The sequence below is a fragment of the Polynucleobacter sp. MWH-S4W17 genome (genome assembly GCF_018687535.1).
Taxonomy (GTDB): Bacteria; Pseudomonadota; Gammaproteobacteria; order Burkholderiales; family Burkholderiaceae; genus Polynucleobacter.
Map to the genome: position 1 here is coordinate 84,988 of NZ_CP061295.1, position 15,401 is coordinate 100,388.

General features: G+C 46.2%; 13 protein-coding genes and 1 pseudogene. All 14 read left to right on the forward strand.

Features of this window, described 5'->3' with window-relative positions; all coding sequences use genetic code 11:
- The first annotated feature begins 94 nt into the window (after positions 1–94).
- On the forward strand, positions 95–4,840 hold the full coding sequence (locus tag C2755_RS00510) for a glutamate synthase-related protein (protein WP_215321292.1): 4,746 nt from the start codon (positions 95–97) through the stop codon (positions 4,838–4,840).
- Positions 4,841–4,887: 47 nt separating this feature from the next.
- Positions 4,888–6,351 (forward strand): glutamate synthase subunit beta, encoded by a 1,464-nt coding sequence (locus C2755_RS00515; RefSeq protein WP_215321293.1) that lies wholly within the window; start codon positions 4,888–4,890, stop codon positions 6,349–6,351.
- A gap of 10 nt (positions 6,352–6,361) precedes the next feature.
- On the forward strand, positions 6,362–7,216 hold the full coding sequence (locus C2755_RS00520) for an ABC transporter ATP-binding protein (protein ID WP_215321294.1): 855 nt from the start codon (positions 6,362–6,364) through the stop codon (positions 7,214–7,216).
- Positions 7,213–8,001: a lipid asymmetry maintenance ABC transporter permease subunit MlaE gene (gene mlaE, locus C2755_RS00525; RefSeq protein ID WP_215321295.1), complete on the forward strand. Its 789-nt coding sequence runs from the start codon at positions 7,213–7,215 to the stop codon at positions 7,999–8,001. Before C2755_RS00520 ends, mlaE begins: the two co-directional genes overlap by 4 nt.
- 21 nt (positions 8,002–8,022) lie before the next feature.
- Complete coding sequence (mlaD, locus tag C2755_RS00530; protein ID WP_215321296.1) at positions 8,023–8,505, forward strand: outer membrane lipid asymmetry maintenance protein MlaD; 483 nt, start codon at positions 8,023–8,025, stop codon at positions 8,503–8,505.
- The gene (locus C2755_RS00535) at positions 8,505–9,254 is read left to right on the forward strand and encodes a VacJ family lipoprotein (RefSeq protein WP_215322234.1); all 750 of its coding nucleotides are present in this window, start codon (positions 8,505–8,507) and stop codon (positions 9,252–9,254) included. The genes mlaD and C2755_RS00535 overlap by 1 nt, the downstream gene beginning before the upstream one ends.
- A 53-nt stretch (positions 9,255–9,307) precedes the next feature.
- Entirely contained in the window at positions 9,308–9,949 is a 642-nt protein-coding gene (locus C2755_RS00540; protein ID WP_215321297.1) for a phospholipid-binding protein MlaC, read from the forward strand.
- 3 nt (positions 9,950–9,952) lie between these two features.
- Positions 9,953–10,225, forward strand: coding sequence for a lipid asymmetry maintenance protein MlaB (locus tag C2755_RS00545; protein WP_251368490.1), 273 nt, complete (start codon positions 9,953–9,955; stop codon positions 10,223–10,225).
- Positions 10,225–10,914, forward strand: a pseudogene (locus C2755_RS00550) (ABC transporter ATP-binding protein); the annotation flags it as partial. The gene C2755_RS00545 and the pseudogene C2755_RS00550, both read left to right, overlap by 1 nt.
- Positions 10,915–10,979: 65 nt before the next feature.
- Positions 10,980–11,768: an ABC transporter permease gene (locus C2755_RS00555; protein ID WP_215321299.1), complete on the forward strand. Its 789-nt coding sequence runs from the start codon at positions 10,980–10,982 to the stop codon at positions 11,766–11,768.
- 33 nt (positions 11,769–11,801) lie between these two features.
- Positions 11,802–12,050: a BolA family protein gene (locus C2755_RS00560; protein ID WP_215321300.1), complete on the forward strand. Its 249-nt coding sequence runs from the start codon at positions 11,802–11,804 to the stop codon at positions 12,048–12,050.
- Between the two features lie 56 nt (positions 12,051–12,106).
- The gene (gene murA, locus C2755_RS00565; RefSeq protein WP_215321301.1) at positions 12,107–13,381 is read left to right on the forward strand and encodes a UDP-N-acetylglucosamine 1-carboxyvinyltransferase; all 1,275 of its coding nucleotides are present in this window, start codon (positions 12,107–12,109) and stop codon (positions 13,379–13,381) included.
- A gap of 20 nt (positions 13,382–13,401) precedes the next feature.
- Positions 13,402–14,028 (forward strand): ATP phosphoribosyltransferase, encoded by a 627-nt coding sequence (gene hisG / locus C2755_RS00570; RefSeq protein ID WP_215321302.1) that lies wholly within the window; start codon positions 13,402–13,404, stop codon positions 14,026–14,028.
- A gap of 29 nt (positions 14,029–14,057) precedes the next feature.
- Positions 14,058–15,380, forward strand: a complete 1,323-nt coding sequence (gene hisD / locus C2755_RS00575; RefSeq protein ID WP_215321303.1) for a histidinol dehydrogenase — start codon at positions 14,058–14,060, stop codon at positions 15,378–15,380.
- Positions 15,381–15,401 lie beyond the last annotated feature (21 nt).

Below are 15,401 nucleotides of genomic sequence, written 5' to 3' on the forward strand. Positions count from 1 at the left end.
CAGACTCATTTTATTTTTATTGCATCGGTGTGGGTATTCACCTATATTGGATCCTCCAAAAGTAATTAGGCCTTTGTCGCCCCTCGGAAATACTATGACTACAAAATTAAATACAGATCTTCGCCCTATCGCTCAAGGTTTATATGACCCTAGAAATGAGCATGACGCTTGCGGCGTAGGATTCGTCGCACATATTAAAGGCAAGAAATCTCATGAGATCGTTTCTCAGGGTTTACAGATCCTTGAGAACTTAGATCACCGGGGAGCGGTTGGCGCTGATCCGTTAATGGGCGATGGCGCCGGTATCTTGATTCAGATCCCAGATACTTTGTATCGCGAAGAAATGGCAAAGCAAGGCGTGACTTTGCCACCATTAGGTGAGTATGGCGTTGGCATGATTTTCTTGCCGAAAGAGCATGCTTCCCGTTTGGCCTGCGAACAAGAGCTAGAGCGCACTGTGCGCTTAGAGGGGCAAGTTGTTTTGGGCTGGAGAGATGTTCCGGTAGATGTGAAATTGCCGATGTCTCCAACAGTACAAATGACAGAGCCATTTATCCGTCAAATTTTTATTGGTCGTGGCCGCGACATCATGACAACCGATGCGCTCGAGCGTAAGTTGTATGTGATTCGTAAAACAGCAAGTCATGCAATTCAAGATTTGCATTTGAAGCATGGCAAAGAATATTTCGTTGCATCAATGTCCGCTAGAACCATTGTTTACAAGGGTTTGCTGTTAGCGAATCAAGTCGGTGCTTATTACCAAGACTTGCAAGACAAGCGCACTGTATCCGCGCTTGCTTTAGTGCATCAACGTTTCTCCACTAATACTTTCCCCGCATGGGAATTAGCGCATCCATATCGCATGATTGCGCACAACGGTGAGATCAACACTGTTAAAGGTAACGTCAATTGGGTTAATGCACGTGAGGGCGCTATTAGCTCCCCAGTTCTTGGCGATGATTTGCAAAAACTCTGGCCGTTGATTTATCCAGGTCAGTCAGATACTGCGTGCTTTGATAACTGCTTAGAGTTGCTGGTGATGTCTGGCTACCCTTTAGCCCAGGCCATGATGATGATGATTCCTGAAGCATGGGAACAGCATGCGTTGATGGATGACAATCGTCGTGCCTTCTACGAATATCACGCAGCAATGATGGAGCCATGGGATGGACCTGCGGCGATGGCATTTACTGATGGTCGTCAAATTGGCGCAACCTTGGACCGAAATGGTTTGCGTCCAGCACGTTATTACGTAACCGACGATGACTTGGTCATCATGGGTTCTGAAGCGGGCGTATTGCCAATTCCTGAAAGTAAGATCGTTCAAAAATGGCGTTTGCAGCCAGGCAAGATGTTCATGATCGACATGGAGCAAGGTCGCATTATTGATGACGTTGAGCTCAAGAATGCCGTTTCTAAAGCCAAGCCATATAAGAGCTGGATCGACGCAGTTCGTGTGAAGTTGGATGAAGTTGATGCCAGCAAAGCAGATTTGATTGACGAGAAAACGACTATTCGTCCGGCAGCTAAATTATTAGACCGTCAACAGGCATTTGGTTATACGCAAGAGGACATCAAATTCTTGATGGCACCAATGGCCATGAATGGTGAAGAGGCTATTGGTTCAATGGGTAATGACAGTCCATTGGCTGTTCTGTCTAATAAGGACAAGCCTCTCTATAACTACTTCAAGCAATTATTTGCGCAGGTGACCAATCCTCCAATCGACTCGATTCGCGAGAATATGGTGATGTCTTTAGTTTCTTTCATTGGGCCAAAGCCTAATTTATTAGATACCAATAACATCAACCCTCCAATGCGTTTAGAAGTTAGTCAGCCCATTTTGGATTTTGATGACATCACCAAGATTCGCCACATTGGTCACTACACCAATGGCAAATTCCGCTCTTACGAATTGGATATTTGCTATCCAGCTTCATGGGGTAAAGCGGGCATTGAAGCTCGCTTGGCATCCTTGTGCGCTGAGGCTGCAGATGCCGTACGTTCTGGCTACAACATTTTGATCGTGAGCGATCGTCAGGTTGATGAGAAGCATGTCGCCATTCCGGCTTTGTTGGCAACATCTGCTATCCATCAGCATTTGGTGCAAAAAGGTTTGCGTACCAGCGTCGGCTTAGTGGTTGAAACTGGCAGCGCCCGTGAGACTCATCACTTTGCGCTCTTGGCTGGCTATGGCGCAGAAGCCATTCATCCATACCTCGCCATGGAAACTTTAGCGGAAATGGCTAAAGGATTGTCTGGAGATTTATCTGCTGAAAAAGCAGTGAAGAACTTTGTAAAAGCTGTAGGTAAGGGTCTGCAAAAGGTCATGTCCAAAATGGGCATCTCTACTTACATGTCCTACACCGGTTCACAGATTTTTGAAGCGATTGGTTTAAATCACGACATCATCGATCAATACTTCAAGGGTACTCCATCAAATGTTGGTGGTATCGGCGTATTTGAAGTGGCTGAAGAAGCTTTACGTATGCACACAGCTGCATTTGGTAACGATCCAGTTTTAACTAATATGCTCGATGCTGGTGGTGAATATGCTTTCCGTATTCGTGGTGAGAATCATATGTGGACTCCAGACACGATTGCGAAGTTGCAGCACTCCACTCGTATTGGTGCTGAGAAGGGCTATCAGACTTATAAAGAGTACGCCAACATCATTAACGATCAAACCAAGCGTCAAATGACTCTGCGTGGTTTGTTTGAATTCAAGCTCGATCCAGCAAAAGCGATTCCATTGGATGAAGTGGAATCTGCAAAAGAAATCGTTAAGCGTTTTGCAACGGGCGCGATGTCTTTGGGCTCGATCTCTACAGAAGCCCATGCTACTTTGGCCATTGCTATGAACCGTATCGGTGGCAAGTCCAATACGGGTGAGGGTGGTGAAGATCCAAATCGTTATGTGAACGAGCTTAAAGGTATCCCAATCAAAAAAGGCGAGACTTTAGCCAGCATCTTGGGTAGCGATGTAGTTGAGGCTAATATTCCATTGTTGGACGGCGACTCATTGCGTTCCAAGATTAAGCAAGTTGCTTCTGGTCGTTTTGGTGTGACTACTGAGTACTTACGTTCTGCCGATCAGATTCAGATCAAGATGGCCCAAGGTGCTAAGCCTGGTGAAGGCGGTCAGTTGCCTGGTGGAAAAGTATCTGATTACATCGGTAAGTTGCGCTTCTCTGTGCCGGGTGTTGGTTTGATTTCTCCTCCTCCGCACCATGATATTTACTCAATTGAAGATATCGCTCAGTTGATCCATGACTTGAAGAACGTTAATCCAAAGGCTGACGTTTCTGTGAAGTTGGTATCTGAAGTGGGTGTTGGAACTATTGCTGCTGGTGTGGCAAAAGCGAAAGCAGACCACGTTGTGATCGCTGGTCATGATGGCGGAACTGGCGCATCTCCGCTGTCTTCAATCAAGCACGCTGGCTCTCCATGGGAACTCGGCTTAGCTGAAACACAACAAACATTGGTTCTCAATGGTTTGCGCAGCCGTATTCGTGTTCAGGCTGATGGTCAGATGAAAACAGGCCGTGACGTAGTGATTGGCGCTTTGTTAGGTGCAGACGAGTTTGGTTTTGCGACAGCGCCATTGGTGGTTGAGGGTTGCATCATGATGCGTAAGTGTCATTTGAATACTTGTCCAGTTGGTGTTGCTACTCAAGATCCGGAATTGCGTAAAAAATTCTCAGGCAAGCCTGAGCATGTGGTGAACTTCTTTTTCTTTATTGCTGAAGAAGCTCGCGAGATCATGGCGCAGCTCGGTATTCGCAAGTTTGATGACTTAATTGGTCGTGTTGATTTGTTGGATACCCGTAAGGGCATTGAAAACTGGAAAGTGCACGGCTTGGATTTCAGCAAGATATTTGCTGAACCACAAGTAGCAAGCGAAGTTCCACGTTACCAAGTGTTAACCCAAGATCACGGCTTAGCCAGTGCTCTGGATAACATCTTGATCGAGAAGAGTGAGCCTGCATTAGAGCGTGGCGAGAAGGTTTCCTTCATTGTTCCGGTGAAGAACGTGAACCGTACTGTAGGCGCAATGCTCTCTGGAGAAGTTGCGCAGCGTTATGGTCACGCAGGTTTGCCAGATGACACGATTCACATTCAATTGAATGGCACAGCTGGTCAAAGCTTTGCAGCCTTCTTGTCACGGGGAATCACATTAGACTTAGTTGGCGACGGTAATGACTATGTTGGCAAAGGTTTGTCAGGTGGACGTGTGATTGTTCGTGCTCCTCATGAGTTCCGTGGCGATACCGCTAAGAACATCATCGTTGGTAATACTGTTCTCTACGGCGCAATTGCTGGTGAAGCCTTCTTTAATGGCGTAGCTGGTGAGCGTTTCGCAGTTCGTAACTCTGGTGCTACAACGGTTGTTGAGGGTACTGGCGACCATGGTTGTGAATACATGACGGGTGGAACAGTAGTTGTATTGGGCGCAACAGGGCGTAACTTTGCTGCAGGTATGAGCGGTGGTATTGCTTATGTTTACGACGAGGATGGATTGTTCGATAAGCGTTGCAATACCAGCATGGCAACACTAGAAAAAGTGCTGCCTTCTGCAGAGCAAATTGCCAAGATGCCGAAGTCTGAATGGCATGCCCCTATCGATGTGAAAGATGGCGGCGAGCGTTTGACGGACGAGCAAATTTTGAAGGGCTTGATCGAGCGTCATTTCCGTCACACTGGCTCTGAGCGCGCTAAGGCAATCTTGGCTGATTGGGAAAATACCCGCAGTCGCTTTGTGAAGGTTCTCCCAACTGAGTACAAGCGTGCTCTAGGTGAATTGTGGGAAAAAGCTCAGAACAAAACCGTTGCGGCATAAGCCACTTAATTAATAAAGACATTAAGAAAAGATACTAAGGATTCGATATGGGTAAGGTCACTGGATTTATGGAGTTTGAGCGCGTCGGTGAGACGTACGAAGCGCCGGTTAAACGCCTCCATCATTACAAAGAGTTTGTGGCAGCACTAACTGATGAAGAAGCGAAGATTCAAGGCGCACGTTGTATGGATTGTGGTATCCCGTTTTGTAATAACGGCTGCCCAGTTAACAACATCATTCCCGACTTCAATGACTTGGTATTTCAGAATGATTGGAAGAATGCATTAGATGTTTTGCAATCAACCAATAACTTCCCAGAATTTACTGGTCGCATTTGCCCAGCTCCTTGCGAAGCTGCTTGTACCTTAGGGATCAATAGCACTGCAGTCGGTATCAAGTCTATTGAGCATGCCATTATTGATAAAGGTTGGGAAAGTGGTTGGGTTAAGCCGCAACCTTCCAAAACGAAGACTGGTAAAAAAATCGCAGTAGTTGGTGGTGGCCCAGCGGGTATGGCGGCTGCACAGCAATTGGCTCGCGTTGGTCATGACGTCACTGTATTTGAAAAGAATGATCGTGTTGGCGGCTTACTGCGTTACGGTATTCCTGATTTCAAGATGGAAAAGTGGTTGATTGATCGTCGTGTTGAGCAGATGCAAGCTGAAGGCGTTAAATTTGAGACGGGTGTTTTCGTTGGTAAAGAGGCGATTGGCGCCGAAGTAAAAAATTACTCCAATAAGACAGTTTCTCCTGAGCAATTGATGAAAGACTTTGATGCGGTAGTGATCACCGGTGGTGCAGAGCAGCCACGTGATTTGCCGGTTCCAGGTCGTGAGTTGGCTGGCGTGCACTATGCGTTGGAATTTTTGATTCCGCAAAACAAAGAAAATGCTGGTGATTTCAAAAATGAAATTCGTGCAACTGATAAGCATGTAGTTGTTATTGGCGGTGGTGATACAGGTTCAGATTGCGTTGGAACATCAAACCGTCACGGCGCAACCAAGATTACTCAGTTTGAATTGCTCCCTCAACCCCCAGAAGTTGAGAACACCCCTTTAGTTTGGCCATATTGGCCAACAAAATTACGCACATCCTCTTCACATGAAGAAGGTTGTGATCGTGACTGGTCTGTTGGAACCAAGCGTTTTGAAGGCAAAAACGGCAAAGTTGAGAAACTGATTGGCGTTCGTCTGGAGTGGAAAGACGGCAAAATGGCTGAAGTGCCAAACTCAGAATTCGAAATTAAGGCAGATTTAGTGCTTTTGGCTATGGGTTTTGTGTCCCCAGTTCAGCAGGTATTGAGCGCGTTTGGCGTTGAGAAAGATGCTCGCGGTAATGCAAAAGCAACCGTAGATGGTCAAAATGCCTACCAAACGAACGTTCCTAAGGTATTTGCTGCTGGCGATATGCGTCGTGGACAGTCTTTGGTGGTTTGGGCAATTCGTGAGGGTCGTCAATGCGCCCAAGCAGTAGACCAGTATTTAATGGGGTCATCTGTTTTGCCCCGATAATATCGAGGATATGAACAGTGGCCAGCCAAATTCTTTGGATGTAAGCAAGCAAGCTGCAGGTGAAGTTGTCGTCGCTATTAAAGACGTCAACTTTTCCTATGCTCTAGGTGAACGTCAGATTTTGTCTGGACTCAATATGGAGTTCCGACGCGGCCAGGTAGTGGCTGTAATGGGCGGCTCCGGATGCGGCAAGACCACCATTCTTCGGTTGATCGGCGGGCAATTTAATGCTCAATCAGGTCAAGTTTTATTTGAAGGTCAAGACATTGGCAAGATGAATGGTCCCGAGTTGATGGCTGCCCGTCGTCGCATGGGAATGCTTTTTCAGTTCGGAGCATTGTTCACTGACCTGAGTGTTTTTGAAAACGTTGCTTTTCCTCTTCGTGAACATACAGATCTCAGTGAAGAGCTATTGCACTCCTTAGTGCTTATGAAATTGAATGCAGTTGGCTTGCGCAGCGCAAGAGACTTAATGCCTTCGCAAATTTCTGGTGGCATGGCAAGACGTGTTGCCCTCGCTAGAGCCATTGCTTTAGATCCACCCCTCATCATGTACGACGAGCCATTTGCTGGCCTGGATCCCATCTCTCTTGGCATCACAGCACGCTTAATTCGTGATCTGAATAACGCCCTAGGAGCCACGAGTTTATTGGTTACGCACGATGTTGAAGAGACTTTTGCAATAGCTGATTATGTATATTTCATTGCGAATGGCCGTATTGGTGCTGAAGGAACTCCTAAGGAATTAAGTCGCTCAGCAGATCCTTTTGTTAGACAATTTTTAGATGCAGCGCCAGATGGCCCTGTACCTTTTCATTACCCAGGAAAAAGCTTAGAAGAAGATTTTGGAATGAGCACCTCATGACCACGCTTCTGAATCTGTTTGGCGACCTTGGATTTTTTGTACGTCGCAACTTAAGTAGTCTGGGTTTAGCTGCTCGTATGTTTGCGGCAGTGATCGCACGCTCAGGATTCTTGCTCAAAAGACCACGTTTAGTGATTGATCAAATTTTGTTTGTCGGCAATCATTCTTTTGTGATCATTGCAGTCTCAGGATTATTTGTTGGATTCGTCTTAGGTTTGCAGGGTTACTACACCTTAAATCGTTATGGCTCAGAGCAAGCACTTGGCCTATTGGTTGCCCTCTCTTTAACTCGTGAGTTGGGTCCTGTCATTACCGCTTTATTGTTTGCCGGTAGAGCCGGCACTTCTTTAACTGCGGAGATTGGCCTCATGAAGGCTGGTGAACAATTGACTGCTATGGAAATGATGGCAGTGGACCCTTTAGGGCGCGTGATTGCGCCGCGACTTTGGGCCGGCATTATTTCTATGCCAATCTTGGCAACTATTTTTACAGCAGTCGGCGTTCTCGGGGGTTACCTTGTGGGCGTTCCTTTGATTGGAGTCGACTCAGGCGCCTTCTGGTCACAGATGCAAGGCGGAGTGGACCTGTTTTCGGATATTGGCAATGGCTTAATTAAAAGCATGGTGTTTGGTGTAGCGGTCACTTTTATTGCTCTTTATCAGGGCTATGAATCCAAGCCCACGCCTGAAGGCGTTTCGCAAGCCACTACTCGTACGGTGGTGATCTCTTCTTTATCGGTTTTAGCATTGGATTTCTTGCTAACCGCGATGATGTTCTCAAATTAGAAAGAATAAACTAGGGCTCTTATGAGAAAAAGTGCAATTGATGTCTGGGTAGGAATCTTTGTTGCTATTGGTTTGCTGGCTGCTCTATTTCTCGCACTGAAGGTTGGCAATATGAATGCAGTGTCGTTTGCGCCAACATACAAAATTTCTGCACGCTTTGACAATATCGGCGGCCTCAAACCTCGCGCACCAGTGAAAAGTGCAGGCGTGGTGGTTGGCAGAATTGCTAATATTTCCTTCGATGACAAAACTTATCAAGCAACGGTGGTGATGACCATTGAAGACTCCTATAAGTTTCCAAAGGATTCATCCGCTAAGATTTTGACATCCGGCTTATTGGGTGAGCAATACATTGGTCTTGAGGCGGGCGGATCAGATGATATGTTGACCAATGGCGAAAAGATTGCGCAGACACAATCAGCCATTGTTTTAGAAAACTTGATCAGCCAGTTCCTTTACAATAAAGCAGCAGATAGCGGCCAAGAAAAGGGCGCAGCAAAGTGATGTTGCTTTTTATGCGCAAAGTCAAGATGGTAATCTTGCTTGGTTTGATGGCCTCTTTGGTTGGCTGCGCATCCATTCCTGCTGGCGTAGAGCGCTCTCCCCAGGATCCTTGGGAGCCATTCAATCGCTCAGTTTTTGAATTTAACGAAGGCTTAGATGCTTATGTCCTTAAGCCGGTAGTTACAGGCTATCGTTTTGTATTGCCTGAATTTGTACGCGATGGAATATATAACTTCTTTAGCAACTACAACGATATTTATACTGCTCTGTATAACTTGCTGCAAGGTAAGCCGGACTATGCCTTTAATGACCTCATGCGCGTGGTGGTCAACACAACAATGGGATTGGGTGGATTCTTGGATCTAGCTACTCCTGGAGGTCTTGAGAAGCACAAAGAAGATTGGGGTCAAACCTTAGGTGTTTGGGGTGTGCCCTCAGGCCCTTATGTAGTTCTTCCGTTCTTTGGCCCAAGTAATGTGCGAGATACTTTTGGCACAGTAGCCGATTTAGAGTCGGACTATCTATTTAAGTATGTGAAGGATGTGGGTCTGCGAAATAGTATTACTGGTTTGCGTGTAGTGAACGCACGTAATACCTATTACGAGGCCGGTGATTTATTGGATGGCGCTGCAATTGATAAGTACAGCTTCTTACGAGATGCTTATATCCAAAGACGTGCCTATCAGATTAACGAGGGCAAAGATGAGGAGGAGCCTAGCATGCCTCCTTACGAGAACGGATATCAGTAAGTCTGAGCGGCTTAATCAACTCGCATTGATGTACAGATAATGAAATGGAACCTATGAAAATTCAAAAAATACTTACTCAATATTTAGCGACAAGTTTGTTTTTGGTTTCTGGTGCTCTTTTTGCACAGGCTCCTGATCAAACAACTCCGCCGGATGTCTTAATTAAAATAGTTGTCACTGAGGTGATGACAACAGTGAAGGCTGATCCCGATATTCAAAAAGGCAATATCCCCAAGATTGTGGAGTTGGTCGAGAAGAAAATTGTTCCATATACCGACATGCGTCGCACTACAGAAATGGCGATGGGTCCTAACTGGAAAAAGGCAACGACCGAGCAACAGGCTCAACTGACTTCCGAGTTTAAGAATCTGCTCATTCGCACTTACTCAGGCGCTTTGAGCCAGCTACGTGACCAAACTGTGCAATTTAAGGCTTTGCGTGCCGCGCCTGACGATAGAGAAGTAGTTGTTAAAACTGTAGTGCTTGGTCGTGGCGATCCAGTACCTTTGGATTACCGCCTTGAAAAAACAGCTAATGGTTGGAAGGTCTACGACATGAACATCATGGGCGTTTGGTTGGTTGAGGCTTATCGCAATCAGTTTTCTAATCAGATCAGTCAAAACGGCATTGAAGGCTTGGTGAAGTTTTTGCAAGACCGCAATAAGCAATTAGCCACTGCTAAACCAGCCAATTAATTGATGAGTACAAACATCATGCCCTTTCTTTTGCCTAAAAAAGTGACGCAAGAAAATGCATTGCAGTTACAAAAAGAAGGCTTGTTAAATAGTCCAAATTTACGCTCGATTGATTGCTCCGAATTGAAAGATTTTGATTCGACAGTGTTAACTGTTTTGTTGGCATGGCAGAAAAAGCTCTTGGCCAGTGGCCAATCTATTTCAGTTGAGCATGCGCCTGAAAAGTTAAAAGTCCTCGCTGGTGTTTACGGCGTAAATGTATTGCTAGGTTTGTAATGACGATACATCCTGCAATTTCCATCCAAAATATATCTAAGCAATACGGAGCACTTCAGGCTTTAGATGATGTTTCATTGAGCATTGAGCCAGGGGAATTTTTCGGTTTATTGGGGCCCAATGGTGCTGGCAAAACTACCTTGATTTCTATTTTGGCTGGTCTAGTGAGGCCTAGCCATGGTCATGCCGCCATCATGGGCGCAGATGTTCAGAAGGGGTTTCGTGAGGCACGCCGGATGTTAGGTGTGGTTCCTCAAGAGTTAGTCTTTGACCCCTTTTTTACTGTTCGTGAAACTTTACGTTTTCAATCCGGTTATTTTGGGATTAAAAATAACGATGCGTGGATTGATGAGATTATGGCTAATCTTGACCTCACCTCCAAAGCAGATAGCAATATGCGTTCTTTGTCTGGCGGAATGAAGCGTCGAGTACTTGTAGCTCAGGCTTTAGTTCATAGACCGCCGGTCATTATTTTGGATGAGCCGACTGCTGGGGTGGATGTTGAGTTACGTCAATCCTTATGGCAATTTATTAGCCGGTTGAATCAAGACGGCCATACGATTGTTCTGACTACCCATTACTTGGAAGAGGCAGAAGCTTTGTGTCAACGCATTGCCATGCTCAAACAAGGCAAGATTGTGGCTCTAGATACCACCGCTAATTTATTAAGTCGTTATGGATCTGTCAAAAAAGATGGTGAAGGTAAAACGGACTTAGAAGAAGTCTTTGTCAACATCATGTCGGGGAGTGCGCAATGAAACATGGCCTCAATCGACCTGCCCTAGAGTACGGCAGCGGTTTTCCTACTCTATTGTTTAAAGAGGTAAAGCGCTTTTATAAAGTGGCTTTTCAGACGGTGGCTGCACCGGTGCTTACAGCTGTCCTCTACCTAATGATCTTTGGCCATGTGCTTGAGGGCAGAGAAGTCTACGGACGTTTAAGTTACACGGCCTTCTTAATTCCTGGTCTTGTGATGATGAGTGTTTTGCAAAATGCTTTTGCAAATACTTCATCTTCTTTGATTCAATCTAAGGTCACCGGCAACTTAGTGTTTGTTTTGTTGGCCCCCCTAAGCCATTTCGAGTTTTACTCTGCTTATATTTTGGCTGCAGTATTTCGGGGAATTGTTGTGGGACTGGGCGTTCTATTAATTACCATCTGGTTCGCAACACCCACTTTGGAATATCCATTATGGATTTTGACGTTTGCTTTCTTGGGGGCAGCTATTTTGGGAAGTCTTGGCTTAATTGCTGGCATCTGGGCTGATAAATATGACCAGTTAGCTGCTTTTCAGAACTTCATCATCATGCCCGCAACGATGCTGTCAGGTGTCTTTTACTCTATTCACTCTTTACCGCCAGCATGGCAAGTGGTGTCGCACTTCAATCCGTTCTTTTACATGATTGATGGCTTCCGTTACGGCTTTTTTGGGGTTTCAGATAACTCCCCTTGGAGCAGCTTAGTCATTGTGTTCTGCTTTTTTGTAGTGGTGTCAGTCATTGCCCTGCGGCTGCTGCAAAAGGGCTATAAGCTCCGCTATTAATTGTTGATACCCCAAGCTTTATTAGGAGAAGAAATGCTACCCACCCCACAACAGATTGAAGGCTATATCAAGCAAGGCATTCAGTGCACTCATATACAGGTTGAGGGTGATGGCCAGCACTTTTTTGCCACCATCGTGAGCCCCGAGTTTGAAGGTAAGCGTTTGGTACAGCGCCACCAATTGGTATACGGTGCAATGGGTGATCGTATGAAGGCAGAAGTTCATGCTTTATCAATCAAGGCATTTACACCTGAAGAGTTTGCGCAAAACTCAGCAGCATAAAAATTACATCATTACTCATTACAAATTAATAAATATGTTTTTACTGGAATCGTTTCATGGATAAATTACGAATGGTTGGCGGCACCCCTCTCAATGGAGAGGTAGTGATTGCCGGCGCTAAAAATGCCGCATTGCCCATTCTGTGCGCTTGTCTATTAACTGATCAACCAGTTGTATTGCGTAATGTTCCTGATTTGCAAGATGTGCGTACTATGCTCAAGCTTTTACAAGAAATTGGTGTAACAGTCGATTTCCCAAGTGCTGGTGATCGTAGTCACATGGTATTGAACGCGGCGGTCATTAAAAGTTCAGAAGCGACTTATGAGATGGTGAAGACTATGCGCGCTTCTATCTTGGTACTTGGCCCACTTTTGGCCAGAATGCATAGCGCAAAGGTTTCGTTGCCGGGTGGTTGCGCAATTGGCGCACGTCCAGTAGATCAGCATATCAAAGGCTTGAAGGCGATGGGCGCGAGTATCAAGATTAAGAGTGGCTACATTCAGGCTGAAACCAAGTCACAGTCAGATCGTCTAAAGGGCGCCTCCATTCTGACTGACATGATTACCGTAACCGGTACTGAGAATTTATTGATGGCGGCCACTTTGGCGTCGGGTACAACTATCTTAGAAAACGCTGCACGCGAGCCTGAGGTTGGTGACTTGGCTGAATTGTTAGTGAAGATGGGTGCGAAGATTTCTGGAATTGGTAGTGATCGTCTGGTTATCGAGGGCGTTGAAAAACTTCATGGTGCAGAACATTCGGTTATTCCGGATCGCATTGAAGCGGGCACATTCTTATGTGCAGTTGCAGCTACTGGTGGTGAGATCACCGTTAAGCATTGCCGTCCCGATACTTTGGATGCCGTGATTGTGAAGTTGAAAGAAGCGGGTCTGCAAATGGAGATTGGTCCAGACTGGATTAAGGCTTCGATGCAGGGTCGTCCTAAAGCAGTCAACTTCCGCACTTCTGAATACCCTGCTTTTCCGACAGATATGCAAGCGCAGCTCATGACAGTCAATGCAATCGCATCGGGTATCTCAACCATTACCGAGACGATTTTTGAAAACCGCTTTATGCACGTTCAAGAACTCAATCGTTTGGGTGCGGACATTGCTATTGAAGGCAATACTGCGATTGCCCAGGGAGTAGAGAAGCTCTCAGGTGCGATTGTGATGGCTACCGATTTGCGGGCCTCGGCTAGTTTGGTGATTGCTGGATTGGCCGCCCAAGGCGAAACCCAAGTAGACCGGATTTACCACTTAGATCGTGGCTATGACCGCATGGAGCAAAAGTTAACCCTCTTGGGCGCCAATATTGAGCGCGTTAAGTAAGGCTGATGGATAATTAGTCCATGAAATTGACTTTAGCCCTCTCCAAAGGGCGCATCTTCGAAGAAACTGCAGAGATCTTGTCCAAGGTTGGCATAGTGCCGCTGGAGGATCCTGAGAAGTCACGCAAACTCATTATTGAGACCTCTAATCTAGATGTTCGCCTGATTATTGTTCGCGCCTCAGACGTGCCTACTTATGTGCAATTTGGCGGCGCTGATTTTGGGGTAGCTGGGTTGGATGTATTGATGGAAAAAGGGAGTGATGGTTTGTACGTCCCTTACGACTTGAATATTGCAAAGTGCCGCATGTCTGTCGCGGTCCGTGAAGGATTTGATTACGCTGCCGCAGTAAAACAAGGTTCTCGTTTAAAAGTTGCTACGAAGTATGTCAATTGCGCGCGTGAACACTTTGCCAATAAAGGTGTGCATATCGATACGATTCAACTGTATGGCTCAATGGAGCTCGCTCCTTTGGTCGGCTTGGCAGATGCGATTGTGGATCTGGTGTCTACTGGTAATACGCTCAAAGCGAACGGCTTAGTGGAAGTTGAGCCAATTGCTGATATCAGCGCTCGCCTAGTGGTCAATCAAGCTTCATACAAACGCAAGCGTGCGCAGCTACAACCTATTTTTGAGCTACTGAAGTAATAGTAGTCAGATCGAGAAGTCTTTTCCCTATGTCTTCAAACATTAACGTAAAACGCCTCAATAGCAAGGATGCAGGCTTCAGAGAAATTCTGTTGTCGAGCTTGTCCTTGCCGTCTGCTGATGATGAGGCGATAGATGCTGCAGTAGTGAAGATTTTGGCAGCAGTTAAAGACAAAGGTGATGAAGCGGTTCTGGGTTTTACAAAACAGTTTGATCGCTTGAATGTGGCAAGTGTTTCAGATTTAGAGATTTCTCGCAAAGATTTAGAGCTGGCTTATCAGTCTTTATCTGCTGAACAAAAAAATGCTCTTGATATTGCTGCGCAAAGAGTGCGTGCTTATCACGAGAGGCAAAAGATTGAAACGGGTTGCCACTCTTGGGAGTACGAAGAGAAAGATGGAACACGTCTCGGTCAAAAAGTAACTCCATTAGATCGTGTTGGCATTTATGTGCCAGGCGGTAAAGCAGCTTATCCCTCGTCCGTATTGATGAATGCTATTCCTGCAAAAGTAGCGGGTGTTGCCGAGGTGATCATGGTGGTACCTACCCCTGATGGTGCGCGCAATCCTTTGGTTTTGGCGGCAGCCTATCTTGCTGGAGTAGATCGCGTCTTTACGATCGGTGGCGCTCAAGCAGTTGGCGCTTTAGCCTACGGCACTAAAACTATTCCGTCGGTTGATAAGATTGTTGGACCTGGCAATGCCTATGTGGCTGCAGCCAAGCGGAGAGTCTTTGGCACTGTTGGCATCGATATGATCGCTGGCCCATCGGAAATTTTGGTTCTTTGTGATGGATCTACTCCTCCGGATTGGGTTGCAATGGACCTGTTTTCTCAGGCTGAGCATGATGAGCAGGCTCAATCGATCCTTCTCTGTCCAGATGCTCAATATATTGAGCAAGTGCAAGCAAGCATCAACCAGCTCCTCCCTGAAATGCCAAGAGCAAAGGTGATTGAAGCTTCACTCACAAATCGCGCTTTGTTAATTCAGGTAAACGATATGTCTGAAGCCTGTGAGATTGCTAATGCGATTGCTGCTGAGCACTTGGAGATTTGCGCTGCCGATCCACGTCAGTGGGCTGACCAAATTCGTCATGCGGGCGCCATCTTCATGGGTAACTACACTAGTGAATCCTTGGGCGATTACTGCGCCGGCCCTAATCACGTTTTACCTACTGCACGCACGGCACGCTTTTCTTCACCATTGGGTGTGTATGACTTTATCAAGCGCTCGAGCATGATCGAAGTAAGTGAAGCTGGCGCCCAAACCTTGGGCGCTGTTGCAAGTACGCTAGCTCACGGTGAGGGCTTACAAGCCCATGCACGTGCAGCTGAGATGCGCTTAAAGAAGTAAGCGTGTAATAAACCTGCGCTG

Coding starts and splice junctions, on each gene's coding strand:
- C2755_RS00510 (WP_215321292.1), top strand. CDS start 95: ATGACTACAAAATTAAATACAGATCTTCGCCCTATCGCTCAAGGTTTA.
- C2755_RS00515 (WP_215321293.1), top strand. CDS start 4,888: ATGGGTAAGGTCACTGGATTTATGGAGTTTGAGCGCGTCGGTGAGACG.
- C2755_RS00520 (WP_215321294.1), top strand. CDS start 6,362: ATGAACAGTGGCCAGCCAAATTCTTTGGATGTAAGCAAGCAAGCTGCA.
- mlaE (WP_215321295.1), top strand. CDS start 7,213: ATGACCACGCTTCTGAATCTGTTTGGCGACCTTGGATTTTTTGTACGT.
- mlaD (WP_215321296.1), top strand. CDS start 8,023: ATGAGAAAAAGTGCAATTGATGTCTGGGTAGGAATCTTTGTTGCTATT.
- C2755_RS00535 (WP_215322234.1), top strand. CDS start 8,505: ATGTTGCTTTTTATGCGCAAAGTCAAGATGGTAATCTTGCTTGGTTTG.
- C2755_RS00540 (WP_215321297.1), top strand. CDS start 9,308: ATGAAAATTCAAAAAATACTTACTCAATATTTAGCGACAAGTTTGTTT.
- C2755_RS00545 (WP_251368490.1), top strand. CDS start 9,953: ATGAGTACAAACATCATGCCCTTTCTTTTGCCTAAAAAAGTGACGCAA.
- C2755_RS00555 (WP_215321299.1), top strand. CDS start 10,980: ATGAAACATGGCCTCAATCGACCTGCCCTAGAGTACGGCAGCGGTTTT.
- C2755_RS00560 (WP_215321300.1), top strand. CDS start 11,802: ATGCTACCCACCCCACAACAGATTGAAGGCTATATCAAGCAAGGCATT.
- murA (WP_215321301.1), top strand. CDS start 12,107: ATGGATAAATTACGAATGGTTGGCGGCACCCCTCTCAATGGAGAGGTA.
- hisG (WP_215321302.1), top strand. CDS start 13,402: ATGAAATTGACTTTAGCCCTCTCCAAAGGGCGCATCTTCGAAGAAACT.
- hisD (WP_215321303.1), top strand. CDS start 14,058: ATGTCTTCAAACATTAACGTAAAACGCCTCAATAGCAAGGATGCAGGC.